The organism is Flammeovirgaceae bacterium SG7u.111, from assembly GCA_034044135.1.
GTDB lineage: Bacteria > Bacteroidota > Bacteroidia > Cytophagales > Flammeovirgaceae.
On sequence record CP139021.1, the window covers coordinates 493792 to 513068 of the forward strand.

The window sequence follows — 19277 nt, forward strand, 5'->3', positions numbered from 1 at the left end:
AGCCTCAATGAAAATATAAAACTTGAATATATCAATAAGGCTTTGTTTATCGATGAATAGAGCTATGTTGAATTGAGTATGAAACAAATTTTGTCCATACTTTTGATGGGTTATCTCTTAATGGTTCACTGCTCACTTTCTTTGGCACAAGAAGGCCAAGAGAGGTATGGACATGTGGTTGATGAGACTGGCAGAGGGATTCCTGGTGTTCGAGTATCAATAGATGGCGATGATTCTTTTGTCAGTGACAACGATGGAATATTTAAGCTTCCACAAGAAAATAATGAAGAATTACCTCTCAGTGTATTAGGAATAAAGGAGGGATGGGAAACTGCTTCTTGGAGTTTTTTGAATAATAAAAAACTCCAACTAGTGATGCGAAAAAGTAAGTACAAATTGCTTTTTGGCTATATAACAAAAGCAGATGGAGCACCTGCCGCTAACTACAGTGTCTTTTTACCAGGAACAGAACCTCCCGTTTTAGTAGAAACAGATGATAAAGGGCACTTTAAAATGGTACTGCCTACCAGTGTGCCCCTAGATAATTCAGTCTCTTTCAAAATAAAGGAACATGATGTAGTTGGCCAAACCTTTGAGTTCAAAGGAACTTATAACTATCATTTGTCCATAAAACCGATTCCTGATTTTAGGTTGCCAGGCAGAGTATTTACTGGTGTAGTCAAAAATAGCAACGGAGGCTCTATTGCCAATGCACGGGTAGAGATTGGCAATATTTCTTATATCACTAATCTGGATGGTAAGTTTAAAGCAGTAGTGGTTAATCCAGATGATGGTTTCGATGTAGAGGGCTACAAAGTTACTTCTATTACCCCAAATCAAAAAGGGGATGTGGTGGAAATAACAGTAAATATTACTTCAGTCTTGAGGCAACAAAGAAGGCAGGATTCATTGTTTAGAGTTGAATACCAAAGGTTGCTTACCATAAATAAGAACAGAAGGCTTAATGATACAAGTGCGCTTGAAAATGACTTTCAACAAATTATAAATGCGCCTGACACTGCAAGTGCCCAAGGTTTGAATGGTGATATGATCATTGTAGCTAATAAACTTGAGGAAGATGACGCTCAGCTAACAACTGCAGCTCGAGATACCTTAAAGGCTTATTTGGCAGAGTTGGATCAGTTGCTCATGGAAAAAGATATGATGTCCAAGGAAAGTCAGGAAACACGGACATTAATTAAACGGTTGAGAGAAAATTTACTAGAAAAGGATGAGATCTTAGCATTGCTAGAAAAGGAGAAAGAAAGGCAGGCGAACGAGTTTAAAACACGGATGTTTTATTCTGTGATTGCTCTGCTCTGTTTACTTATTATTATTATTGTAGCCCTCTTTTTTGCAAGAAAATTTAAAAAACAAAAAGTTGAGATTTCATCTGTAAAGCAAAATTTGGAAGATGCTTTTATAGACTTAAAATCACACTCTACCAAGACTATTGACAGTATTCGCTATGCTAAAACAATACAGAGGGCAATTCTTCCTTCTGAAACCCAGCTTAAATCCTTCCTGAAGGATTATTTTATCATTTACAGACCAAAAGATATCGTTTCTGGAGATGCTTATTGGTTTTTGGATACGTCTGAATATACAGGGACAAATTCTGCTATAATAGCTGTAATTGATTGTACAGGGCATGGAGTACCAGGTGGCTTTATGACTATGATAGGAAATACACTACTTAGCGAAATAGTAAAAGAAAGTGAGAATAAACTTGAGCCAGAGGAAATTCTTGAGACGCTTAATGAACGGGTAATAGATGCCCTGAGGCAAAAAGAAAAAGTGAATGATGACGGTATGGATATTTGTCTGTGCAAGCTTGAAAAACTCAATGAAGAAGTTACAAGAGTTAGTTTTTGTGGAGCAAAACGACCTCTTTACTATGTGAATTCAAAAACACAATCTTTACAGTACTCGAAAGGTACTAATAAGTCTATTGGTGGTGTCCTTTACAAAAAGAGGAAGTTTGAGACTGAAAGCCTGTTTTTACAAAAAGGAGATGTTATTTATCTTTCCACAGATGGTATGGTTGACCAGCATAATACTGAAAACAAGAAGTTTGGTAAGCAGAAATTTGCCGACCTAATCCAAGAGCACGCATTTCGTCCACTAACTGAGCAAAAAGAAATTCTCGAAGAAGCGTTGGATGATCATCAGAATGGCCAAGAGCAAAGAGATGACATTACCTTGATGGGGATACGCATCTAATTAACCCAACCGACCTGTAATAATTTCTGGTACATCGGTTCTGCCTTCTTCATTCAAGTTTTCCAAGTTTAGGACTCCTCTTGGGCATACAGCCGAACAAACACCACAACCTACACAGGAAGACCTGACAATGTTTTGTCCTCTTTGAGCATACCATCTTACATCTATCCCCATTTCACAGTACGTAGAGCAGTTGCCACAAGAAATACATTGCCCACCATTTGTAGTGATTCTAAATCTTGACTTGAATCGCTGAACTATACCTAGATATGCAGCTAAGGGGCAGCCAAATCTACACCAAACCCTATTGCCCATAAGTGGGTAAAAACCTGTCCCAACTACTCCTGCAAAACCTGCTCCTATCCATGCCCCGTAGGTTTCCCTTACTTTATAAGTACTGAGCCCCAAAATTTCCGAAGCACCTGTGAAGTAGGTATAAAGCACCCCAATAGTCATTAGTATAGCAAAGCCTAATACTCCATGAATCATCCACCTTTCAACTTTCCATGCTTTTACTGATTTATCGGAAAGCTGACGGTAGGGGTCGCCCAAGGTTTCCGCCAAGCCACCACAGCCACATACCCAAGAGCAATACCAGCGCTTACCGTAGAAATAAGTAAAAATAGGTACTCCAATCATGAATAGGCCAATGCCCCAAACAAGCATAAAAATTCCCAATCCTCCCCCAGACTGTAGCTTGTCGAGCTCATTTCCAAAGAAAAAATCATAATCGAGAGGCCACATGTTTTTGAAATCAAAATAGGGCTGGTTGAGCCGAACCAGTATTTCTGGGATGATAAAAGCAAAAGCTGTCTGAAAGAACATCACCGAAAAAGTTCTTACAATTTGATAGGGACTATGACGATATTTTATCATCATCCTTATGCCCATTACCAGTATACAGAGCGTGTAAATGAATCCGTAAAGGAAGAACTGGCCCGCATCGTTTCCACTCAAAAACTGGCTGATAGGATCGACCATTGCCACCCAATTGGTCATGTATTCTGGGAAATAATAGAGGAAAATATAGAATGCTATCAGAAAAGTCCCTGTCAAGATTCCGAGCCAACCCCTAGAGGTCATGGCTTTGTGGAAAATGTGGTTGTTTTTGATGCCAGGGTTGCCCTCACTTGCTTTAGGCAAAATGTACATGAGTGCTCCAATTATGGAAAGACCAAAAGTGAGAAAAATAAACAATAATGGGTTGGTGTAAGAAGGTCCAGTACCCGATGCTTTTGTGAGGCTAAACTTTAATGCTTTTTGCTGATACCTGTCAAAGCCTTTTGTATTGATTACACCATAAAGTTTGATGCTTTGAGAAACGTTTTCCAAATCGGCAATCAGCTGTTCCTTGGTTTCATATTCCCTTCCATCGAGCCATCCACCGTAGTCTTTGAGGGCTTTAGCTTTAAAAGCATCAGCCTCATCATCCCCAAAAGCACTTGCTGTGGCGTCCATCTTGAAAAGCAATTTCTCTTCGCTTTCCATCTTTCCAGCTATACTTTCAACTTCTTGAGAAGTTAGACTGTATTGCTCTAATGCCTTGTTGTTTGCTGATTCAAAAATAGAAGAAAGTGAGTTGACAAATGAAAAACTACTAGGGGATTCTTGTGCCAGTAAATCGCTACCTCCCATTTCTAAGAACAAATTCTTTTTTGCCTCATCAGAAATTTGCTTAGAAACTATTTTTTCGGTTAACTGGAAACTGCCCCAAAAGAAAGTGGCTAAAAACAAGGAGAACCCAGTAATGAAAGTGAGTAAGCCAGCAGTTTTAATCAGGTTGTGCATTGGAAAGTAGTTTTGTAGTAGAGTGAATAAATTGGTTGAGGCATTTAAGGTTAAAGTCCTATGAGCTCCCTAAGCCTTTTCCTTCGCTTGAGCTCGATAGGATCAGAGGCGTTTTTGGAATTATAAAGTGCAACGACTTCGTGTTCATGGGTTTTGAAAAACTCGGGATCGAAGTTAGCAGCGGAAAGGTTTGCCAAAACATATTTTATATTCCGCTTTTCCCTGAGCCATTTGTCACAGACCTCGTGTCTAAATCGGATACCCATCAAATTTGCCCCAAGGAATTTACCCGAAGCTTTTTCATACACTAGCCGTATAGACTTTTGCCTATTTTCATGCTCCCAATAAATGCTTTCTTCCTTGTCAGACAGGATTGCAGGTACATCGCCGTAGGTTTGGTACTCTATATCAAAAAACTTGGCGGAGTTGAACCAAGGCCCTGGTCGGTAGACTTTCCTATTTCCCAAAATTACTTGAGCCAAGACTTCCCCATGCATCCTTCCGGTGTACCAAACTTGCTCCAATGGCTTTCTGCCTTCAATGGGTTTGGTAAATTGGGCGCAATCGCCAATGGCATAAATATCGGGTAGGTTAGTTTCAAAGTGATGGTTTATCAGTACGCCTCTTTCTGTAGCTATCCCAGACCCTTCCAAAAAGGAGATATTAGGGCGGACACCAGCGGTAAGTCCAACAAACTGGCATGAGATCTCTTCTCCACTACTAGTTATGATAGATTTTACCCTACCATTTTCATCAGGCCTTATCTCTTTCAACTCAGTTCCCAAGCGTAGGTCTATTCCGTTTGAGCGGATTTCCCTGTTCACCATGGCAGATTCTTCCGCAGGTAAAATCTTGTTCCAAAAGCTTTTTTCTCTCACCAAAAAAGTGACTGGAATATGGCGTGAGTGGAACATTTCGGCAAGTTCTATTCCTATCAATCCTCCACCAATAATCACAGCCTTCTTTAAGTCTTTCGAGTATTTTTCAATGTTTTCTAAATCTTGAAAACTATACATCCCCCCTACGCCCTTGAGGTCTTGCCCAGGCCAGCCAAACTTATTGGGTGTAGACCCGCAGGCAATCACCAGCTTATCATAATCGAAGGTAGTGCCATCGGAAAAACGGAGCTGTTTTTCTTCAGGAGAAACTTTTTCTACATAGTTATAGATCAGGTTGAGTCGATTTTTCTTCCAAAACCAATCTTCGTAAGGCTTGGTATTTTCAAATTTCATGTGCCCCATGTAAATATACATTAAGGCTGTTCTTGAGAAAAAGTGCTTGGTTTCGGCTGAAATGATGGTAATTTCCGCTTGGCTATCTTTTTTTCTAATGTGCCGAGCAGCTGTTACCCCAGAAATACCATTTCCAATAATGGCTATACGCATAGGTCAAATAGTTTCAGAGAGATATTGGTATGAAAAAGTTCATATTGGGAATTATATGGAGACTGTTTGTAAAGTTGTTAGCATTCGATCTTCAGTTTGCAAATTCGCTAGTGGTGTGAATTTCCGCTTCTTCTTGTTTACCTTTGCCCAAAAAACAGAGACAAAGCTCTTTTTTGATTTGGCTACATACCTAATTGAATTACGGCATTAATGGTTTCTTTATCCATCATTTTTTTTCAATTTCCATTTTTATTTGGAAAAGAAAAGGGTTCAATTTCCAGCAATGAAACCAGCTTTTTCAGGCTTTCTAAACTTCCGCTTCCATAAAATTCATGAGAAGGCTTTGTATAGGCTCTACTTAATATATTTTGTTCTTTCAAAACGGAGTGGACACGCTTGGCTACGGCAGGAGCAGGGTTCAGAATTTTAGCTTTTTCTCCTACTATTTCGGCTATCAACTCTTTCAGAAAGGGATAGTGCGTGCAGCCTAAAACGATCCTGTCAGCGCCAAAATCTATCATTGGGTTCACATAGCTTCCTACTAGTTTATTGCCCTTTTCAGTGTTCCATTCTCCACTTTCTACCAACTCTACCAAGCCCGTCCCAATCGTTTCTAGCACTTCTACCCCCCTGGCAAATTTTTCTTTCGTGTTGATGAAATGTTGTCCCTTTATCGTCCCTTCCGTAGCCAAGACTCCAATTTTACCTGTTTGGGTGCTGAGGGCAGCAGGTTTTATGGCAGGCTCCATCCCTACAAATTGGATTGGATATTTCTCTCTCAAATACTTAATAGCCGCCGAAGTTGCCGTATTACATGCTACTACTATGAGCTTGCATTTTTTTTCTAACAGGAAATTTACCACCTTTTCCGAGTGAGCAATGATGCTTGCAGTTGGTTGCGGCCCGTACGGGCAGTTTGCCGAGTCTGCAAAGTAGATCGTGTTTTCATGTGGCAAAATTCTTCTTATTTCTCGCCAAACGCTGAGCCCTCCCACTCCAGAATCAAAAATCCCAATGGGGGTATTTTGCTTTTCACTATTTTCCAAAGACATGTTTTCCAAAAGGTATTTGCACAATTTTTTTTCCTAAGATAATGGCTTGCTAGCTATCAATCCTATGCTTTTGTATAAATTAGCAGAAGAACTTAATTTCATTGTGAAAAATCACTTTTGCTATTTGCTCAACTTATGTATTCTGTTTCTTGGCAATGCAACTAACCTATTTGCCAAGCCGCACAAATATGTATTGCTACTTTAAAAGCTATATAGTCGCTAGCTCTTTTAGTTTTCCATTGTAAGGAATGAAAAATATAGTCAAACTCTTTTTGGTAATAGCTACTATCATTTTGGTGGGAGGGGGAGATGTGTTTTCACAGAATACGCCTCTTTTTTCTGGATTAAAAAGCCTTGAGTTTACCGAAGAAGAAAATGCTTGGCTAGCCGCCCACCCTGTGATCAAGTTTGGCTATACGCCTGACTATCTGCCCATAGAATATATGGAAGACGGTGTTTATAAAGGGCTGGCAGCAGACTACTTGCAAATAATTTCCGAGAAAACAGGGGTGAAATTTGAGCCTGTTCCAGAGTTGACTTGGAGTACTTCGGTGGAATTGTTCAAAAAAGGCGAGGTAGATATTTTGCCAGAATTGATAATCACTGAAGAAAGAAGTCAGCTGATGATTTTTACCAAGCCGTATATTCATTTCCCAATGGTGATTATTACCCGAAATGATTTTGGCTTTGTAAGCGAAATAAAAGATTTGAAGGATTATATAATAGCTGTTCCACGAGATTATTACATTAAAGAATATCTCGAAAATGACTTTCCTGAGATTGAGCTAATTATAGCCGATAACCCAGAGGCAGCCTTGAAGAAAGTATCGGTCAATGAAGCAGATGCGTACATTGGTCAGTTGGCTGTAGCCGATTATGTCATCAAAAAATCAGGATATTCAAACCTTAAAGTTGCCGCCCCTACCCAATACGATAATTTTGAAGCAGCCATGGGCATTCGAAAAGATTGGGTGGTTTTTAGGGGTATCGTACAAAAAGTATTGGATAGTATTTCTGAAGAAAGTAGTCAGGCAATAAAGAAACGATGGCTAGATGTAGAATTAGACTTTGAAAAAAAGGAGCGGGAGTTTCGGCAGAGGATGCGGTTGTTATCGCTGATAACTTTGGGAGTTTTGGTTGTAGCCACTTTTTGGACTATTTCGCTTAAGCGACAAATAAAAAAAAGAAGAAAAGCAGAGCAGGGACTTAAAGTACAAAAAGAGTTTATCCAGCGAGTGATAGACAATGATCCCAATTTAGTTTTTGTCAAAAATAGAGAAGGGAGGTTTATCTTGGTAAATAAAGCCACTGCCACTGCCTACAATACTTCTGTAGAGGACTTGCTAAATAAAACACTGGCAGAAAGCCATGTTCATGAACAGGAAGTAGCCGAATATACGTCGGATGACATCAAGGTGATAGATACTGGCTTGCCCATTGTCAAGGAGGAAACATTTACACGGGATGATAAGGGTGTAAAGTGGCTGCTAATCAATAAAGTTCCTATCAAAAATGAAGCAGGTGAAGTTTGTTCACTCGGAATAGCATCAGATATTACTGAGCTCAAACAGGCCGAAATTGCAATTAGAGATAGTGAAGAGCGCTTTAAAGCCTTGGCTGACTCAACTAATGAAGGGGTGATCATCCATAGTTTGGGGAAAGTACTTGGTGTAAATGATGTGTTTTGCTCTATGTTCAAGTTACAGCCAGATAAACTTGAGCAACTTCAGGAAGAGGACCTTATACAAGATGGACTGGAAGAAGGGGTCGCTAAATTTAAAGCAAAGAAAATGTCATTCAAATCTATTGACCTGATGTGCAAAAGGTCTGATGGAACAATTTTCCCAGCAGAGGTTTCGAGTAAGTTTATTGAATACAAGCAGCAAACCACACAGGTGACCACTTTTCGGGATTTGACTGAGAGGAAAAAAATTGAAGACGACCTAAAGGAGACCAACGAAGAATTGAGAGCTTCTGAAGAAGAACTCCGCCAGCAAAGCGAGGAGCTTTTGACAGTAAACGAGATGCTTGAAGCGCAAAAGGTAGAGCTAGAACAAACTATTGCACAATTGAAAACTGCTCAAGCCAAACTGATCAATGCTGAGAAAATGGCTTCTTTGGGTGTGCTTACCGCAGGAATTGCCCATGAAATAAATAACCCTGTAAACTTTGTGCAGTCGGGGATAAGAGGGGTGAGAAATAATTTGGAAGACTTGCTGGAGATAATTGGGAAATATAATGAGATCACTCCGGAAAATGCTTCACAGGGATTAGAAGAGGTAGCAGCACTGAAAGAAGAACTAGAATTTGATTTCATAGTAGAAGATCTCCAACAGGGCATAAAAGATATTTCTACCGGAGCTGAGCGAACAAGTGAAATTGTAAAGGGTCTTCGCACTTTTTCCCGCTCCGACGAGACAGCGTTGAAGTTTATCGATATTCATGAAAATATTGATTCTACCTTGGTTTTGCTTCGTAAGCAGTACAAAAATAAAGTTGCGATAGAGAAGGAGTATGGTGACTTACCTCGTATAGAAGCGTTTCCTGGAAAGCTCAATCAAGTATTTATGAATATACTTTCCAATGCCATTCAGGCAGTAAACGAGCATGGGAAAATTGTAATTTCCACTGAAATACTGGAGGGAAATACCATTCAAATTAAGTTTGCAGATAATGGAAAGGGAATGAGCGAAGAGATAAAAAGAAAAATGTTTGACCCATTTTTCACCACTAAAGAAGTAGGGGTAGGAGTAGGGCTTGGGCTTTCTATTTGCCTAGGTATTATCAAAGATCATGATGGTTCCATAGAGGTGGAGAGCGAAGAAGGAAAAGGGACTTTATTTATTATTTCACTCCCCATTGAGCACAAATCCAGTGAAAGTTAACCTTGTCTCAAACAAGTTTATTGAATAGAAGATTGTAAAGACATGAAGAAAAAAGCAATTGACATATCAGATTTCGATTTTGAGAAAGAAAAGTTAAAAACAACCGAAACGCCAAGTACATTACCTTATGCACATACGGTTGGTGGCGCAGTTATAAAGCCTGAAAATAAAGGCAAGATCAAAAGCAGAGCGATGATGGCGATGCAGCAACAGACGGAAGCCCAAATGGAGCAGCTTTACCAGCAGATGAAGCTACTTGCCGACCAAGCCAATGAGATAAAAGCGAAAGTGCGAATTTCCGAACGGATTTATATGGCTGAAATGTCTTTCGAACCATTGATAAACCATGTGTACCACCTTTACAAAAAAGAGGAAGGAAAAGATATGCTTTCGATGGTAGCTCCAGGCGAGTGGGGTAGAAAACAAAAGAAAATTGAGTTTTTGGCAACAGTAAAACTAATGGCAGATCATACTTGGGAGGTGCTAGAAAAAAATGAGGATGCTGTTTTTTAGATGTAAAAAACAGATAATCAAGTTGTTGTGTGTTTTTCAGAAAGCCGATAATGTATAATGTGTGGGCTTATTCTTTTCCAACAAATTTATTTTACAGCATTTTTCATAATTGGGAAAAAAATGTGCTATGATTACTATATTTACGAAAGAAGGTAAAAGAAACAACTGAAAATAGATTACTGGGAAAAAAAAATCAACAGCTTCAACTCTTATGACGGTGAAAAAACCAAACTCTAGCAAAGGCCTTGGTAGCAGGCAGATAACTAAAAAAAATGTTTCCAAAACTTTACTGACCGAAATAGCATGGGAAGTATGTAACCAGGTAGGGGGCATTTATACCGTCATTAGATCTAAGGTTCCCAGTATGATTGATTTGTGGGGAGAAAACTATTGTTTAATTGGTCCTTACGTGAACAGTAGTGTAAACATTGAATATGAAATCCAAGAAAACCCCAATGATCCATTTTATGTAGCTGCAAAGCGAATGCAAGACAAAGGCTTTGAGGTCTATTATGGAAGATGGTTGGTATCGGGGCGTCCCAAAGCTATTTTAGTAAACCCACACAGCATCATAGATAAATTAGGGGAGATAAAATTTGGGCTATGGGAAAACCATGGAATAGAAACTCCAGATGGTGATTTCATGCTCAATGATGTGCTCACTTTTGGCTTTATGGTGAAGCTGTACCTTGCCGAGCTTGCCAATGAAGAGGTTACTACAAAAAATATCATAGCCCATTTTCACGAATGGATGGCGGGCACGCCAATTCCAGATATTAGAAAGGAAAATATTCCTATCACAACGGTTTTTACCACGCATGCAACCTTACTGGGCAGGTACTTGGCCATGAACGATCCTTTGTTCTATGATTACTTAGGGTTCTACGATTGGCAAAAAGAAGCAAAACACTTCAATATTGAAGCAAATGTAAAAATAGAGCGAGCTGCGGCTCATGGCTCCCATGTTTTTACGACAGTGAGTGAAGTTACCGCTGCCGAATGTAAGCATTTGCTTGGGAGGGAGATAGATGTTATTCTCCCCAATGGTTTGAATATAGAGCGGTTCACAGCAATGCATGAGGTGCAAAACCTCCACCAAAACTTTAAGGAAATGATCCACGAGTTTGTGATGGGGCACTTCTTTCAGAGCTACGCTTTCGATCTTGATAATACATTATATTTCTTTACTTCAGGAAGGTTTGAGTATCACAACAAAGGTTTTGATCTTACCCTCGAAGCCTTGGCTAGGCTCAACTGGAAAATGAAGGAGCAGAACATTGACACTACGGTGGTGATGTTTTATGTGACCAAGAGACCGTTCCATTCTATCAATCCTTCTGCGTTGCAATCAAGGGCGATGATGAAAAAGATTAGGGACACCTGTGAGGCCATTGAAAAACAAGTAGGGGATAAGCTCTTTTACGCTGCGGCCATTAGCCCAGATCTCAAGCTCCCTTCGCTCAACGAGTTTGTGGACGATTACTGGAGGCTTCGCCTAAGAAGGACGTTACAGTCTTGGAAGTCGAATAGCTTGCCTTTGGTGGTGACCCACAACTTGGTAGATGATCAAAAAGATCCTCTGCTGAATTTTGTAAGAGAGTCTGATCTGATAAATAAGTATGACGATAGGGTGAAGATTGTATATCACCCAGATTTTATCCAAAATACAAACCCTCTTTTTGGAATTGATTACGATGAGTTCGTTCGTGGCTGCCACCTTGGTGTTTTCCCAAGTTACTACGAGCCTTGGGGTTATACTCCGCTCGAATGCATTGCCCGTGGTGTTCCAACGGTAACAAGTGACCTTTCTGGCTTTGGGGACTACGTGCTCAAAAATATGGAAGATTATGAAAATAACGGAATCAGCGTGATAAATAGGAGATACCGTAATTATGATGAAGCAGCAAACCAGCTTTGCGATTATATGCTAGACTTCGTGAAGCAAAATAGAAGAGATAGGATTTTGGAAAGAAACAGGGTGGAAAGAGCTTCCGAATTATTTGATTGGCATCACTTGACCTTGGCTTATGATCGTGCTTATTCTATAGCACTTGAGCGCCTTGAAGATGAAAAGAAAAATAATTCGTAAGGGAGCAGCAAGCAACTAAGAAATTATAACTATTCTTTATTGGTCCGATTTAGTTTCGGGATTTTTGATTGTCATTTTTACTTTGTCTATCCTAGCTCCATCTTTTGAGATAATCTCGAAGCTAAATTGGTCATTTTCTACTACATCTTGTAGTTCGGGAATATCTTCGTTTATATGCAAAATGTAGCCTCCTAAAGTATCGTAATCTCCCTCAGGGATTATAAATTTATACTCCTCGTTTAGGTCGTCAATTTCATTTCTTGCACTGAGCAAAAAGGTGTTTTCGTCTATTTTTTTGAATAAAAGGTCTTCATCGTCATATTCATCCACAATGTCTCCGAATATTTCTTCCATGATGTCCTCAATGGTCACTATGCCTGAAGTTCCTCCAAATTCATCTACCACTAAGGCTATACTTTTTCTTTCGGAAATGAACTTGATCATCAACTCATTGGCAAGCATAGTTTCAGGAACTATCACTATCTCATTTGTGACTTCAGCTATCTTTTTAGGCTTTTTGAAAAGATCCAAATGGTGGCAATACCCAATAATATTGTCAATTGAGTCTTTGTAGATAAGTACTTTAGAAAGCCCTGTATCCACAAAAATCTTCTTTAGCTCTTCTATAGGCTCGTTATCTTCTATAGCCACTATTTCCTTTCTAGGAATCATACAATCCCTCACTTTTACCCTTTTGAACTCAAGAGCATTGCTGAAAATTTGTTGGTCTACATCAGGAGAGCTTTCATCATTTTTACCAAGGTCTTCCCTCAAGTTCATGATGTAATTGTTGAGGTCAGTAAGTCCGAAGGCTTGTTTTTGCTCGTTGTATTCCAGCTTGAGCAGCTTGGTGATGAGTAGTTTGGATAAAATAACTACTACCCAGACTATTGGGAAAAATACGTAGTAGACCACCGTCATGGGGAAAACTGCTATGCTCAAAAGCTTATCAGGGTCTACTAGAGCTATGCTTTTGGGAAGGAACTCGGCAGTGGCGAGAACTAAGGAAGTAGAAAGGCATGTTTGGATGATGAGCACCAACGTAGTAATAGTTGACGTACCACTAATCCCAAGTTGTTCTGTTAAGAAAAACTCAATACTAGGTTCGAGTAGCTTTGCAAAGAAATAGCCGTATACTACAAGTGAAATCGTATTTCCAAGTAGCGTGGTAGAAATAAAATAGGAAGGATTGTCAACAAATTTGGATAACAAGCGCCCTGCTAGCAAGCCATTTTTCCGCTGGATTTCAATATGCAGGCGGTTGGCAGAGACGAAAGCGATTTCAACTGCTGAAAAGAACCCTGAAAAAATGAGTGATAAAATAACTAATTTCAGCTCTATGCTCATTCTGTTCTAAATCGAAATTGTTTGGTCAAAAGTGTAGGATAAACCTTTAAACATGCTCTAAAATACATAGAATATTCCAAATAAAATTGGGAAGCAGTTTCATTATTTACTACTTCCCAATTTTTGGTAATAACATATCGCCAACAAAATTGAATCAGTTTTACGTAATTCGGTCTTGCTGGAATTAACTTTACTTAAGGAGGTTTTTTCTTTTCAGAATTGTCTCCAAAAAGCGAATGTCATTTTCAGAACGCAAGATGGTAAACGGCAAATGAATAAATTGAGCCTTCGATAATACAAGTAGAAAAGCCTTTTTCGTCTTTTTTGCTCCTTGGATTTTGTCCCAAGTGATAGGCATTCCTTGCTTAGCATTTAGCTTCATCATTATCTGCCTACTGTCTATCTCGTAGGTCAAGCGCTCAAAAAGAACCTTGTTTTGTTCTAGTTGGGTTACTCCAGCAAATTGGACTAACCAAAAAAGAATGTAAAGGATTATGACGGTGATGGTGATTCCAAGGCACCAACCAAATGCAGGTGCATAAAAGATAGGGATTAGCATAATAGCTACTGGTACGAGCCAAGCCCACCACCATTCTATCATCACATTTTTAAAAGCCAGCCCAATGTAGGTGTTTTTGTCTAGCTGATACTTTTTAGTTTTTACTATCATCTAATTTATAGGTGTTTTAACAATATTAAAGGATAACCAAGCCTGCCAATAGCGTTGGGTTATCCAAATAGAAAATGTTTTTTTCTAGAATGCATTCAGACTGATGTCTAAAATACCAGCAGAGTGTGTAAGAGCCCCCATAGAAATGAAATCTACACCAGTTTCAGCAACTGCTCTAAGGCTTTTTTCGGTAATTCCTCCCGAAGCTTCTGACTGGCACCTTCCGTCTATGATGTCTATAGCCTTTTTCATACGCTCAGGTGACATGTTGTCGAGCATAATTACATCCACATGACCTGTTTCAGCAGCTTCCCTTACCTCATTGAAGTTACGGGTTTCTACTTCTATTCTTAGGTCGAGGTTGTGCTTTTTAAGATAAGCAACCGTATCGCCCACAGCCTTGGTAATTCCACCTGCAAAGTCAATATGGTTATCCTTGAGCATCACCATATCAAAAAGACCGTAACGGTGGTTGGTCCCCCCTCCAATTTTCACTGCCCATTTTTCGAGCAAACGGAAGTTTGGAGTAGTTTTCCTTGTATCCAGTATTTTGGCATTAGTACCTTCTATAAGTTTCACCATGCGGTTGGTGTAGGTAGCTATGCCACTCATACGTTGGGCGCAGTTGAGCACAAGCCTTTCTGCGGTAAGGATGGAAGCTGCTTTGCCCTTTACATAAAGAGCTACTTGGCCTCTTTCCACCTGATCGCCATCTTGGTTAAAAAGTTCAACTTCCAATTGGTCGTCTACATAGGAGAAAATGAGTTTTGCTAAATCCAGTCCAGCTATGATGCCGTCTGATTTTACCATCATACTCGCCTTTTCCCCCATTTTATCAGGGACTGTTGCTAATGTCGAGTGATCGCCGTCTTGGATGTCCTCGGCTAGAGCGGCCTCTATGAATGCGATACAGGCCTCTTCGGTTAAATATTCGTATTTCACGGTGCAAAAATAAAAAAAGACACTAAAAATAGTGTCTCTCTTTGCATCAATAAATTAATTGTTTTATAAACCTCGTTCATCAGGCGTATAAGCCTGTTATTCGTTACCAATGTCAAGCATATCTATGATGTGCTTGCCCTGTTTTTTCTTTATTAACATAAAAACCCTGAATTTCCCACCTCGGTAGCTGTAAGTAGCTATGGCAAATTGAAGTCCTTCGGGCGAGGATCCGCGGTGCACATATTGAAAATCGGTAGCTGGGTATTTAGCAAAAAAGTCACTAAGTACACCTTCAGCTTGCTGTTTATTGTAGCTCGATTTCTCATCGTTGAAGTTGATCTCTACCAAATCGTTGAAGTACTGGCTAATTGTTTCGACACTGCCAGATTTCATGCCTGTTTTGGTGCTTGCGATCACATCATCGCCTTGGGTAAAGCCCGTATTGAAACAGAAGCTCAAGCAAAGCGTGATTACTGGTATAGTAAGTTTCTTGTTCATAGGCACACTATAAGTTTTTTTGTAGGTCGTAGTATTTGTGAAGAGATTAGCGATTTATCAAACATCATTGTTAAAGCTCAATAAGTAAATTGAAGTTCCCAATAGTACTTAAGTTATTGGATGTTTGCTATATATGTTACATCAAATAACCCGCCATTTTAACTATTGCCTGACAAAACTGTACAATAAATACCTTATGAAGGTTTAATGCTATTTTTTATCAGAATATTGCAGAAAGAGCCAGCTTTCATAACAAAGAATTTTTTCTCAAATGTGACCTGTTTTCTTAATATGCGACATTTTCACATAGGCAAATGAAGACAGATGAAAAGAGAATTTTGACAGAAGTGTAGCTCCAAAAGGGTGGTTGTCGGTTCTAACCGGTGCAATTCTCTTATGCAATGGCCATGTAAAGTTATTGAATGTGTAACTTTGCATTAATTTATCAAAATCAGCAATAAAAATGAGTATTATTCTGGCAATTGAATCTTCTTGTGACGAAACCTCGGCAGCGGTAATTAGTGATGGTAAGGTTCAAAATAATGTAGTGGCTACCCAATCGGTACATGAGGAATACGGAGGTGTAGTGCCAGAATTGGCTTCAAGGGCTCATCAGAAAAATATTGTTCCTGTGGTAGAGAAAGCCATCAAAGAAGCTGAGATTAAAAAAAGTGAGTTGGATGCTATTGCTTTCACCCGAGGTCCAGGTTTGTTGGGGTCGCTTTTGGTAGGCACTTCTTTTGCCAAAGGTTTGGCACTTGCTTTAGGAATTCCCCTCATAGAAGTAAATCATATGCAGGCGCATATTCTTGCCCATTTCATAGAAGAACCGCAACCTAGTTTTCCATTTATGTGCCTGACGGTGAGTGGCGGGCATACACAACTTGTATTAGTAAAAAACTACTTGGAGATGGAGGTAGTGGGCGAAACCCAAGACGATGCCGTGGGCGAAGCATTTGACAAAACAGCCAAAATAATGGGCTTGCCCTATCCAGGCGGCCCTTTGATAGACAAATATGCACAGCAAGGAAACCCGTTGGCTTTTTCTTTTTCTAAAGTAAGGCACAAAGAATTAAATTTCTCTTTTAGTGGGATTAAAACGGCGTTCCTTTATTTTTTTAGAGATAATGTAAAAACGAACCCTGATTTTATACAAGAAAACCTTCACGATATCTGTGCGAGTGTGCAGTATACGCTCATCAATATTTTGATGGAACAGTTAGTAAAGGCTACGCGGAAATATGGTGTGAAAGAAGTGGCTATTGCTGGGGGTGTTTCAGCTAATTCGGGTTTGAGAAAAGCCTTAGAAGAAATAGGAAAAGAAGAAGGGTGGGCAACCTTTGTCCCAAAATTTGAGTATTGTACAGATAACGCTGCTATGATTGCAATGGCGGCGCATTATTTGTACGAACAAAAACAATTCGTAGGGCAAGATGTAAGTCCCATGCCCCGGATGAAACTTTAATAGAAATAGGTTATTACAAAATAAACCAAAAGAAAGCTCGTTCCCAGTGTGATTTCAAGCTTTAAGACTAAACCTACCCAGACAAACTTCCTCCGACAAAATTCTATTTGTCAGTCATTAACATTAAATTGTCTAAGAATTATTCACCAATAAACTTACTGGTAAGGAAAAAGCTTCGTGCCAGTTTTCAAACTATATATCTATGAGGGTTCAATACTGTTCCGACCTACACTTGGAAAACCCAGACAACTACAATTTTATTAAAGAAAATGGTATCCAGCCTGAAGGAGATGTCCTTATTTTGGCAGGGGATACTATTGAACTTGGGAGCAACAACGATTCCTACAAACATTTTTTTGATGATATTTCTAAAAAGTTTGAGCAGGTATTTATGATTCCAGGCAACCACGAGTTTTATGGGGGCGCCGATCCAGATGCTTATAATATTCCCATGAAAATTAAGGTCAGGAAAAATGTTTCCTTGGTCAACAATATGTCTGTGGTCTATAAGAATACAAATTTTCTCTTTACCACTCTTTGGTCTATGATCCAGCTTCGTAACGAAGGCATGGTGAAGCAGATGGTTCCTGATTTTAAATTCATAAAATCGAAGGGAAAAGCGCTGACCGTAGTTGGTTACAACTCTCTTTTCAAAAGGTCTTTAAAGTTTTTGGAAATGGCGGTAGATAGGAACGAAGCTGAAAAAACAGTGGTAGTTACCCATCATATGCCTACCAAGCTTTGTAATACGAAAGAATTTGCTGCAAATGACGAGTTAAATGATGCTTTCTGTGTGGAGCTTCATGATTTTATCTATGCTAGTGGAGCCGATTACTGGGTTTATGGGCATAGCCATCGCAATCGTCCTTCTGTGCAGGTGAACCAAACGAAGTTGGTCACCAACCAATTAGGCTTAGTGGAATATGGAGAGCATAATTCATTTGACCCGAAGGCAACTTTTGACGTTTAATTTTTCAAGAAAAAATATATAAAAAGAGCCGATTAGTTTCGCTAAGCGGCTCTTTTACATAAAGTCAAAGAAGGTTTTTACAGCTTAGGTAATTTCCATCCATTGTGGTATTCAGGGGAAATCATAGCGTTGGCTTCTTTGTCATCTTTAAACATGCCAGCTGCTTTGTCCCAATACACTTTTCTGCCTGTTTTGTAAGCAATATTTCCCATATGGGCATTAATAGCCGCCACACTTCCCGATTCTATCCAACACTTTAGCTTAGAGCGGTCATTTGCTTTAATAGATTCCACGAAATTTGCCGCATGCCTTTCTAAGGCGCTTGGCCCTCTAAAGTTTTGTCTGGGTATCGCATCAGTTTTATAAACCTGAATCCCTTTGTCATTTGTTTCCTTTTCAGGAATAAGCTCTAGGCCGCCTCTGTTCACCACGAGCGTACCCTTGTTGCCTATAAAAGCAATTCCCTCGGTATAGCCGTAGTTTCCCCCATCTATTCCCACCGCATGCTCCCAAAGCATAGAAAAGTTATCGTATTCAAAAACGGCTTGGAGCGTGTCGGGAGTTTCAGAAGCATCGTCGGGGTAAGCAAGCTTGCCGCCAGAAGCCATTACCGATTTTGGGGCAACAGCTCCCATTATGTAAAGGGCTATGTCAATTTCATGAACGCCCCAGTCGGTCATAAGTCCGCCTGCGTAGTCCCAAAACCAACGGAACGTGAAGTGGAACCTATTGGGGTTAAAAGGTCGCTTTTTGGACGGCCCTAGCCACATGTCGTAATCCACACCTTTTGGAGGAGCAGAATCTGGTTTTACAGGAACAGATTTCATCCAGCCTTGGTAAGCCCAAACCTTCACCAAGCGTATGTTGCCTAATACACCAGAATTCACAATTTCATGCGCTTTTTGGTATTGGAGCCCGCTTCGCTGCCATTGCCCCACCTGTACCATTTGCTTCGATTCTTTGGCAGCTTTTAGCATTAGGTTGCACTCGCCTATAGAGTTAGAAAGTGGTTTTTCTACATACACGTGCTTTCCTGCTTGTACAGCCTCAATCATGGGCAAACAGTGCCAATGGTCGGGCGTACCTATAATTACCGCATCAATGTCTTTGTCTTCAAGTAGTTTGCGGTAATCACCGTAAAGCTTAGGTTTTTTACCCCGGGCTTTTTCTACGTCGGCAGCGCGCTCTTCTAGCACGTTTTGGTCAACATCGCAAAGTGCTACGCATTCAATTTCATCCATGGCGAAATGTGCGCGCATGTTCGACCATCCCATTCCTTTGCAGCCTATTACGGCGAAGTTGAGCTTTTCATTGGCAGAAACTTTTTTGCGGTTGGTGGCAAATGCTTCGAGGGGGACAGTGGTGGCGAGCCCTGCACCTGCTAATAGGGAAGATCTTTCTAAGAACTTCCTTCTTGAATTATCCATTTTCATGTTTAGGGTTTGTGAGT

14 protein-coding genes are annotated in these 19277 nt (G+C 39.9%); 6 read left to right on the forward strand and 8 right to left on the reverse strand.

Annotated elements, in window-relative coordinates:
- The first annotated feature begins 78 nt into the window (after positions 1-78).
- Entirely contained in the window at positions 79-2223 is a 2145-nt protein-coding gene (locus R9C00_01990) for a SpoIIE family protein phosphatase (protein ID WPO36213.1), read from the forward strand.
- On the opposite strand, the gene R9C00_01995 is transcribed toward R9C00_01990, so the two are convergent.
- From R9C00_01995 to murI, 3 genes are all read right to left on the reverse strand, one after another.
- Positions 2224-4011, reverse strand: a complete 1788-nt coding sequence (locus R9C00_01995) for a 4Fe-4S binding protein (GenBank protein WPO36214.1) — start codon at positions 4009-4011, stop codon at positions 2224-2226. It abuts the gene before it with no gap.
- Positions 4012-4061: 50 nt separating this feature from the next.
- The gene (locus R9C00_02000) at positions 4062-5396 is read right to left on the reverse strand and encodes an FAD/NAD(P)-binding oxidoreductase (protein WPO36215.1); all 1335 of its coding nucleotides are present in this window, start codon (positions 5394-5396) and stop codon (positions 4062-4064) included.
- Between the two features lie 236 nt (positions 5397-5632).
- A complete protein-coding gene (gene murI, locus R9C00_02005; protein ID WPO36216.1) occupies positions 5633-6472 on the reverse strand; it encodes a glutamate racemase in 840 nt (279 codons plus the stop codon).
- 224 nt (positions 6473-6696) lie between these two features.
- Here murI and R9C00_02010 point away from each other — a divergent pair, with 224 nt between their 5' ends.
- The 3 genes from R9C00_02010 (at position 6697) to R9C00_02020 (ending at position 11935) form a co-directional block, all read left to right on the forward strand.
- Positions 6697-9333 carry a transporter substrate-binding domain-containing protein gene (locus tag R9C00_02010; GenBank protein WPO36217.1) on the forward strand — a complete coding sequence of 879 codons (2637 nt, stop codon included), beginning with the start codon at positions 6697-6699 and terminating at the stop codon, positions 9331-9333.
- 42 nt (positions 9334-9375) lie between these two features.
- Complete coding sequence (locus R9C00_02015; GenBank protein WPO36218.1) at positions 9376-9846, forward strand: DUF2452 domain-containing protein; 471 nt, start codon at positions 9376-9378, stop codon at positions 9844-9846.
- Between the two features lie 211 nt (positions 9847-10057).
- Entirely contained in the window at positions 10058-11935 is a 1878-nt protein-coding gene (locus tag R9C00_02020; GenBank protein WPO36219.1) for a glycosyltransferase, read from the forward strand.
- A gap of 36 nt (positions 11936-11971) precedes the next feature.
- On the opposite strand, the gene R9C00_02025 is transcribed toward R9C00_02020, so the two are convergent.
- From R9C00_02025 to R9C00_02040, 4 genes are all read right to left on the reverse strand, one after another.
- Positions 11972-13282, reverse strand: coding sequence for a hemolysin family protein (locus R9C00_02025; protein WPO36220.1), 1311 nt, complete (start codon positions 13280-13282; stop codon positions 11972-11974).
- Between the two features lie 190 nt (positions 13283-13472).
- Positions 13473-13952, reverse strand: a complete 480-nt coding sequence (locus tag R9C00_02030) for a YcxB family protein (protein WPO36221.1) — start codon at positions 13950-13952, stop codon at positions 13473-13475.
- Positions 13953-14036: 84 nt separating this feature from the next.
- Positions 14037-14894 carry a carboxylating nicotinate-nucleotide diphosphorylase gene (nadC, locus tag R9C00_02035; GenBank protein WPO36222.1) on the reverse strand — a complete coding sequence of 286 codons (858 nt, stop codon included), beginning with the start codon at positions 14892-14894 and terminating at the stop codon, positions 14037-14039.
- A gap of 96 nt (positions 14895-14990) precedes the next feature.
- Positions 14991-15392, reverse strand: coding sequence for a DUF4783 domain-containing protein (locus tag R9C00_02040; protein WPO36223.1), 402 nt, complete (start codon positions 15390-15392; stop codon positions 14991-14993).
- 463 nt (positions 15393-15855) lie between these two features.
- Here R9C00_02040 and tsaD point away from each other — a divergent pair, with 463 nt between their 5' ends.
- On the forward strand, positions 15856-16857 hold the full coding sequence (gene tsaD, locus R9C00_02045; GenBank protein WPO36224.1) for a tRNA (adenosine(37)-N6)-threonylcarbamoyltransferase complex transferase subunit TsaD: 1002 nt from the start codon (positions 15856-15858) through the stop codon (positions 16855-16857).
- 202 nt (positions 16858-17059) lie between these two features.
- On the forward strand, positions 17060-17827 hold the full coding sequence (locus R9C00_02050) for a metallophosphoesterase (GenBank protein WPO36225.1): 768 nt from the start codon (positions 17060-17062) through the stop codon (positions 17825-17827).
- A 77-nt stretch (positions 17828-17904) separates the two neighbouring features.
- Here R9C00_02050 and R9C00_02055 read toward each other — a convergent pair whose 3' ends face one another.
- Complete coding sequence (locus R9C00_02055; GenBank protein WPO38757.1) at positions 17905-19254, reverse strand: Gfo/Idh/MocA family oxidoreductase; 1350 nt, start codon at positions 19252-19254, stop codon at positions 17905-17907.
- Positions 19255-19277: the final 23 nt, after the last annotated feature.

Bases quoted from the DNA above. Each gene is read 5' to 3' on its own strand.
- R9C00_01990 (WPO36213.1), top strand. From the start codon at position 79: ATGAAACAAATTTTGTCCATACTTTTGATGGGTTATCTCTTAATGGTT.
- R9C00_01995 (WPO36214.1), bottom strand. From the start codon at position 4,011: ATGCACAACCTGATTAAAACTGCTGGCTTACTCACTTTCATTACTGGG.
- R9C00_02000 (WPO36215.1), bottom strand. From the start codon at position 5,396: ATGCGTATAGCCATTATTGGAAATGGTATTTCTGGGGTAACAGCTGCT.
- R9C00_02010 (WPO36217.1), top strand. From the start codon at position 6,697: ATGAAAAATATAGTCAAACTCTTTTTGGTAATAGCTACTATCATTTTG.
- R9C00_02015 (WPO36218.1), top strand. From the start codon at position 9,376: ATGAAGAAAAAAGCAATTGACATATCAGATTTCGATTTTGAGAAAGAA.
- R9C00_02020 (WPO36219.1), top strand. From the start codon at position 10,058: ATGACGGTGAAAAAACCAAACTCTAGCAAAGGCCTTGGTAGCAGGCAG.
- R9C00_02025 (WPO36220.1), bottom strand. From the start codon at position 13,282: ATGAGCATAGAGCTGAAATTAGTTATTTTATCACTCATTTTTTCAGGG.
- R9C00_02030 (WPO36221.1), bottom strand. From the start codon at position 13,952: ATGATAGTAAAAACTAAAAAGTATCAGCTAGACAAAAACACCTACATT.
- R9C00_02040 (WPO36223.1), bottom strand. From the start codon at position 15,392: ATGAACAAGAAACTTACTATACCAGTAATCACGCTTTGCTTGAGCTTC.
- tsaD (WPO36224.1), top strand. From the start codon at position 15,856: ATGAGTATTATTCTGGCAATTGAATCTTCTTGTGACGAAACCTCGGCA.
- R9C00_02050 (WPO36225.1), top strand. From the start codon at position 17,060: ATGAGGGTTCAATACTGTTCCGACCTACACTTGGAAAACCCAGACAAC.
- R9C00_02055 (WPO38757.1), bottom strand. From the start codon at position 19,254: ATGGATAATTCAAGAAGGAAGTTCTTAGAAAGATCTTCCCTATTAGCA.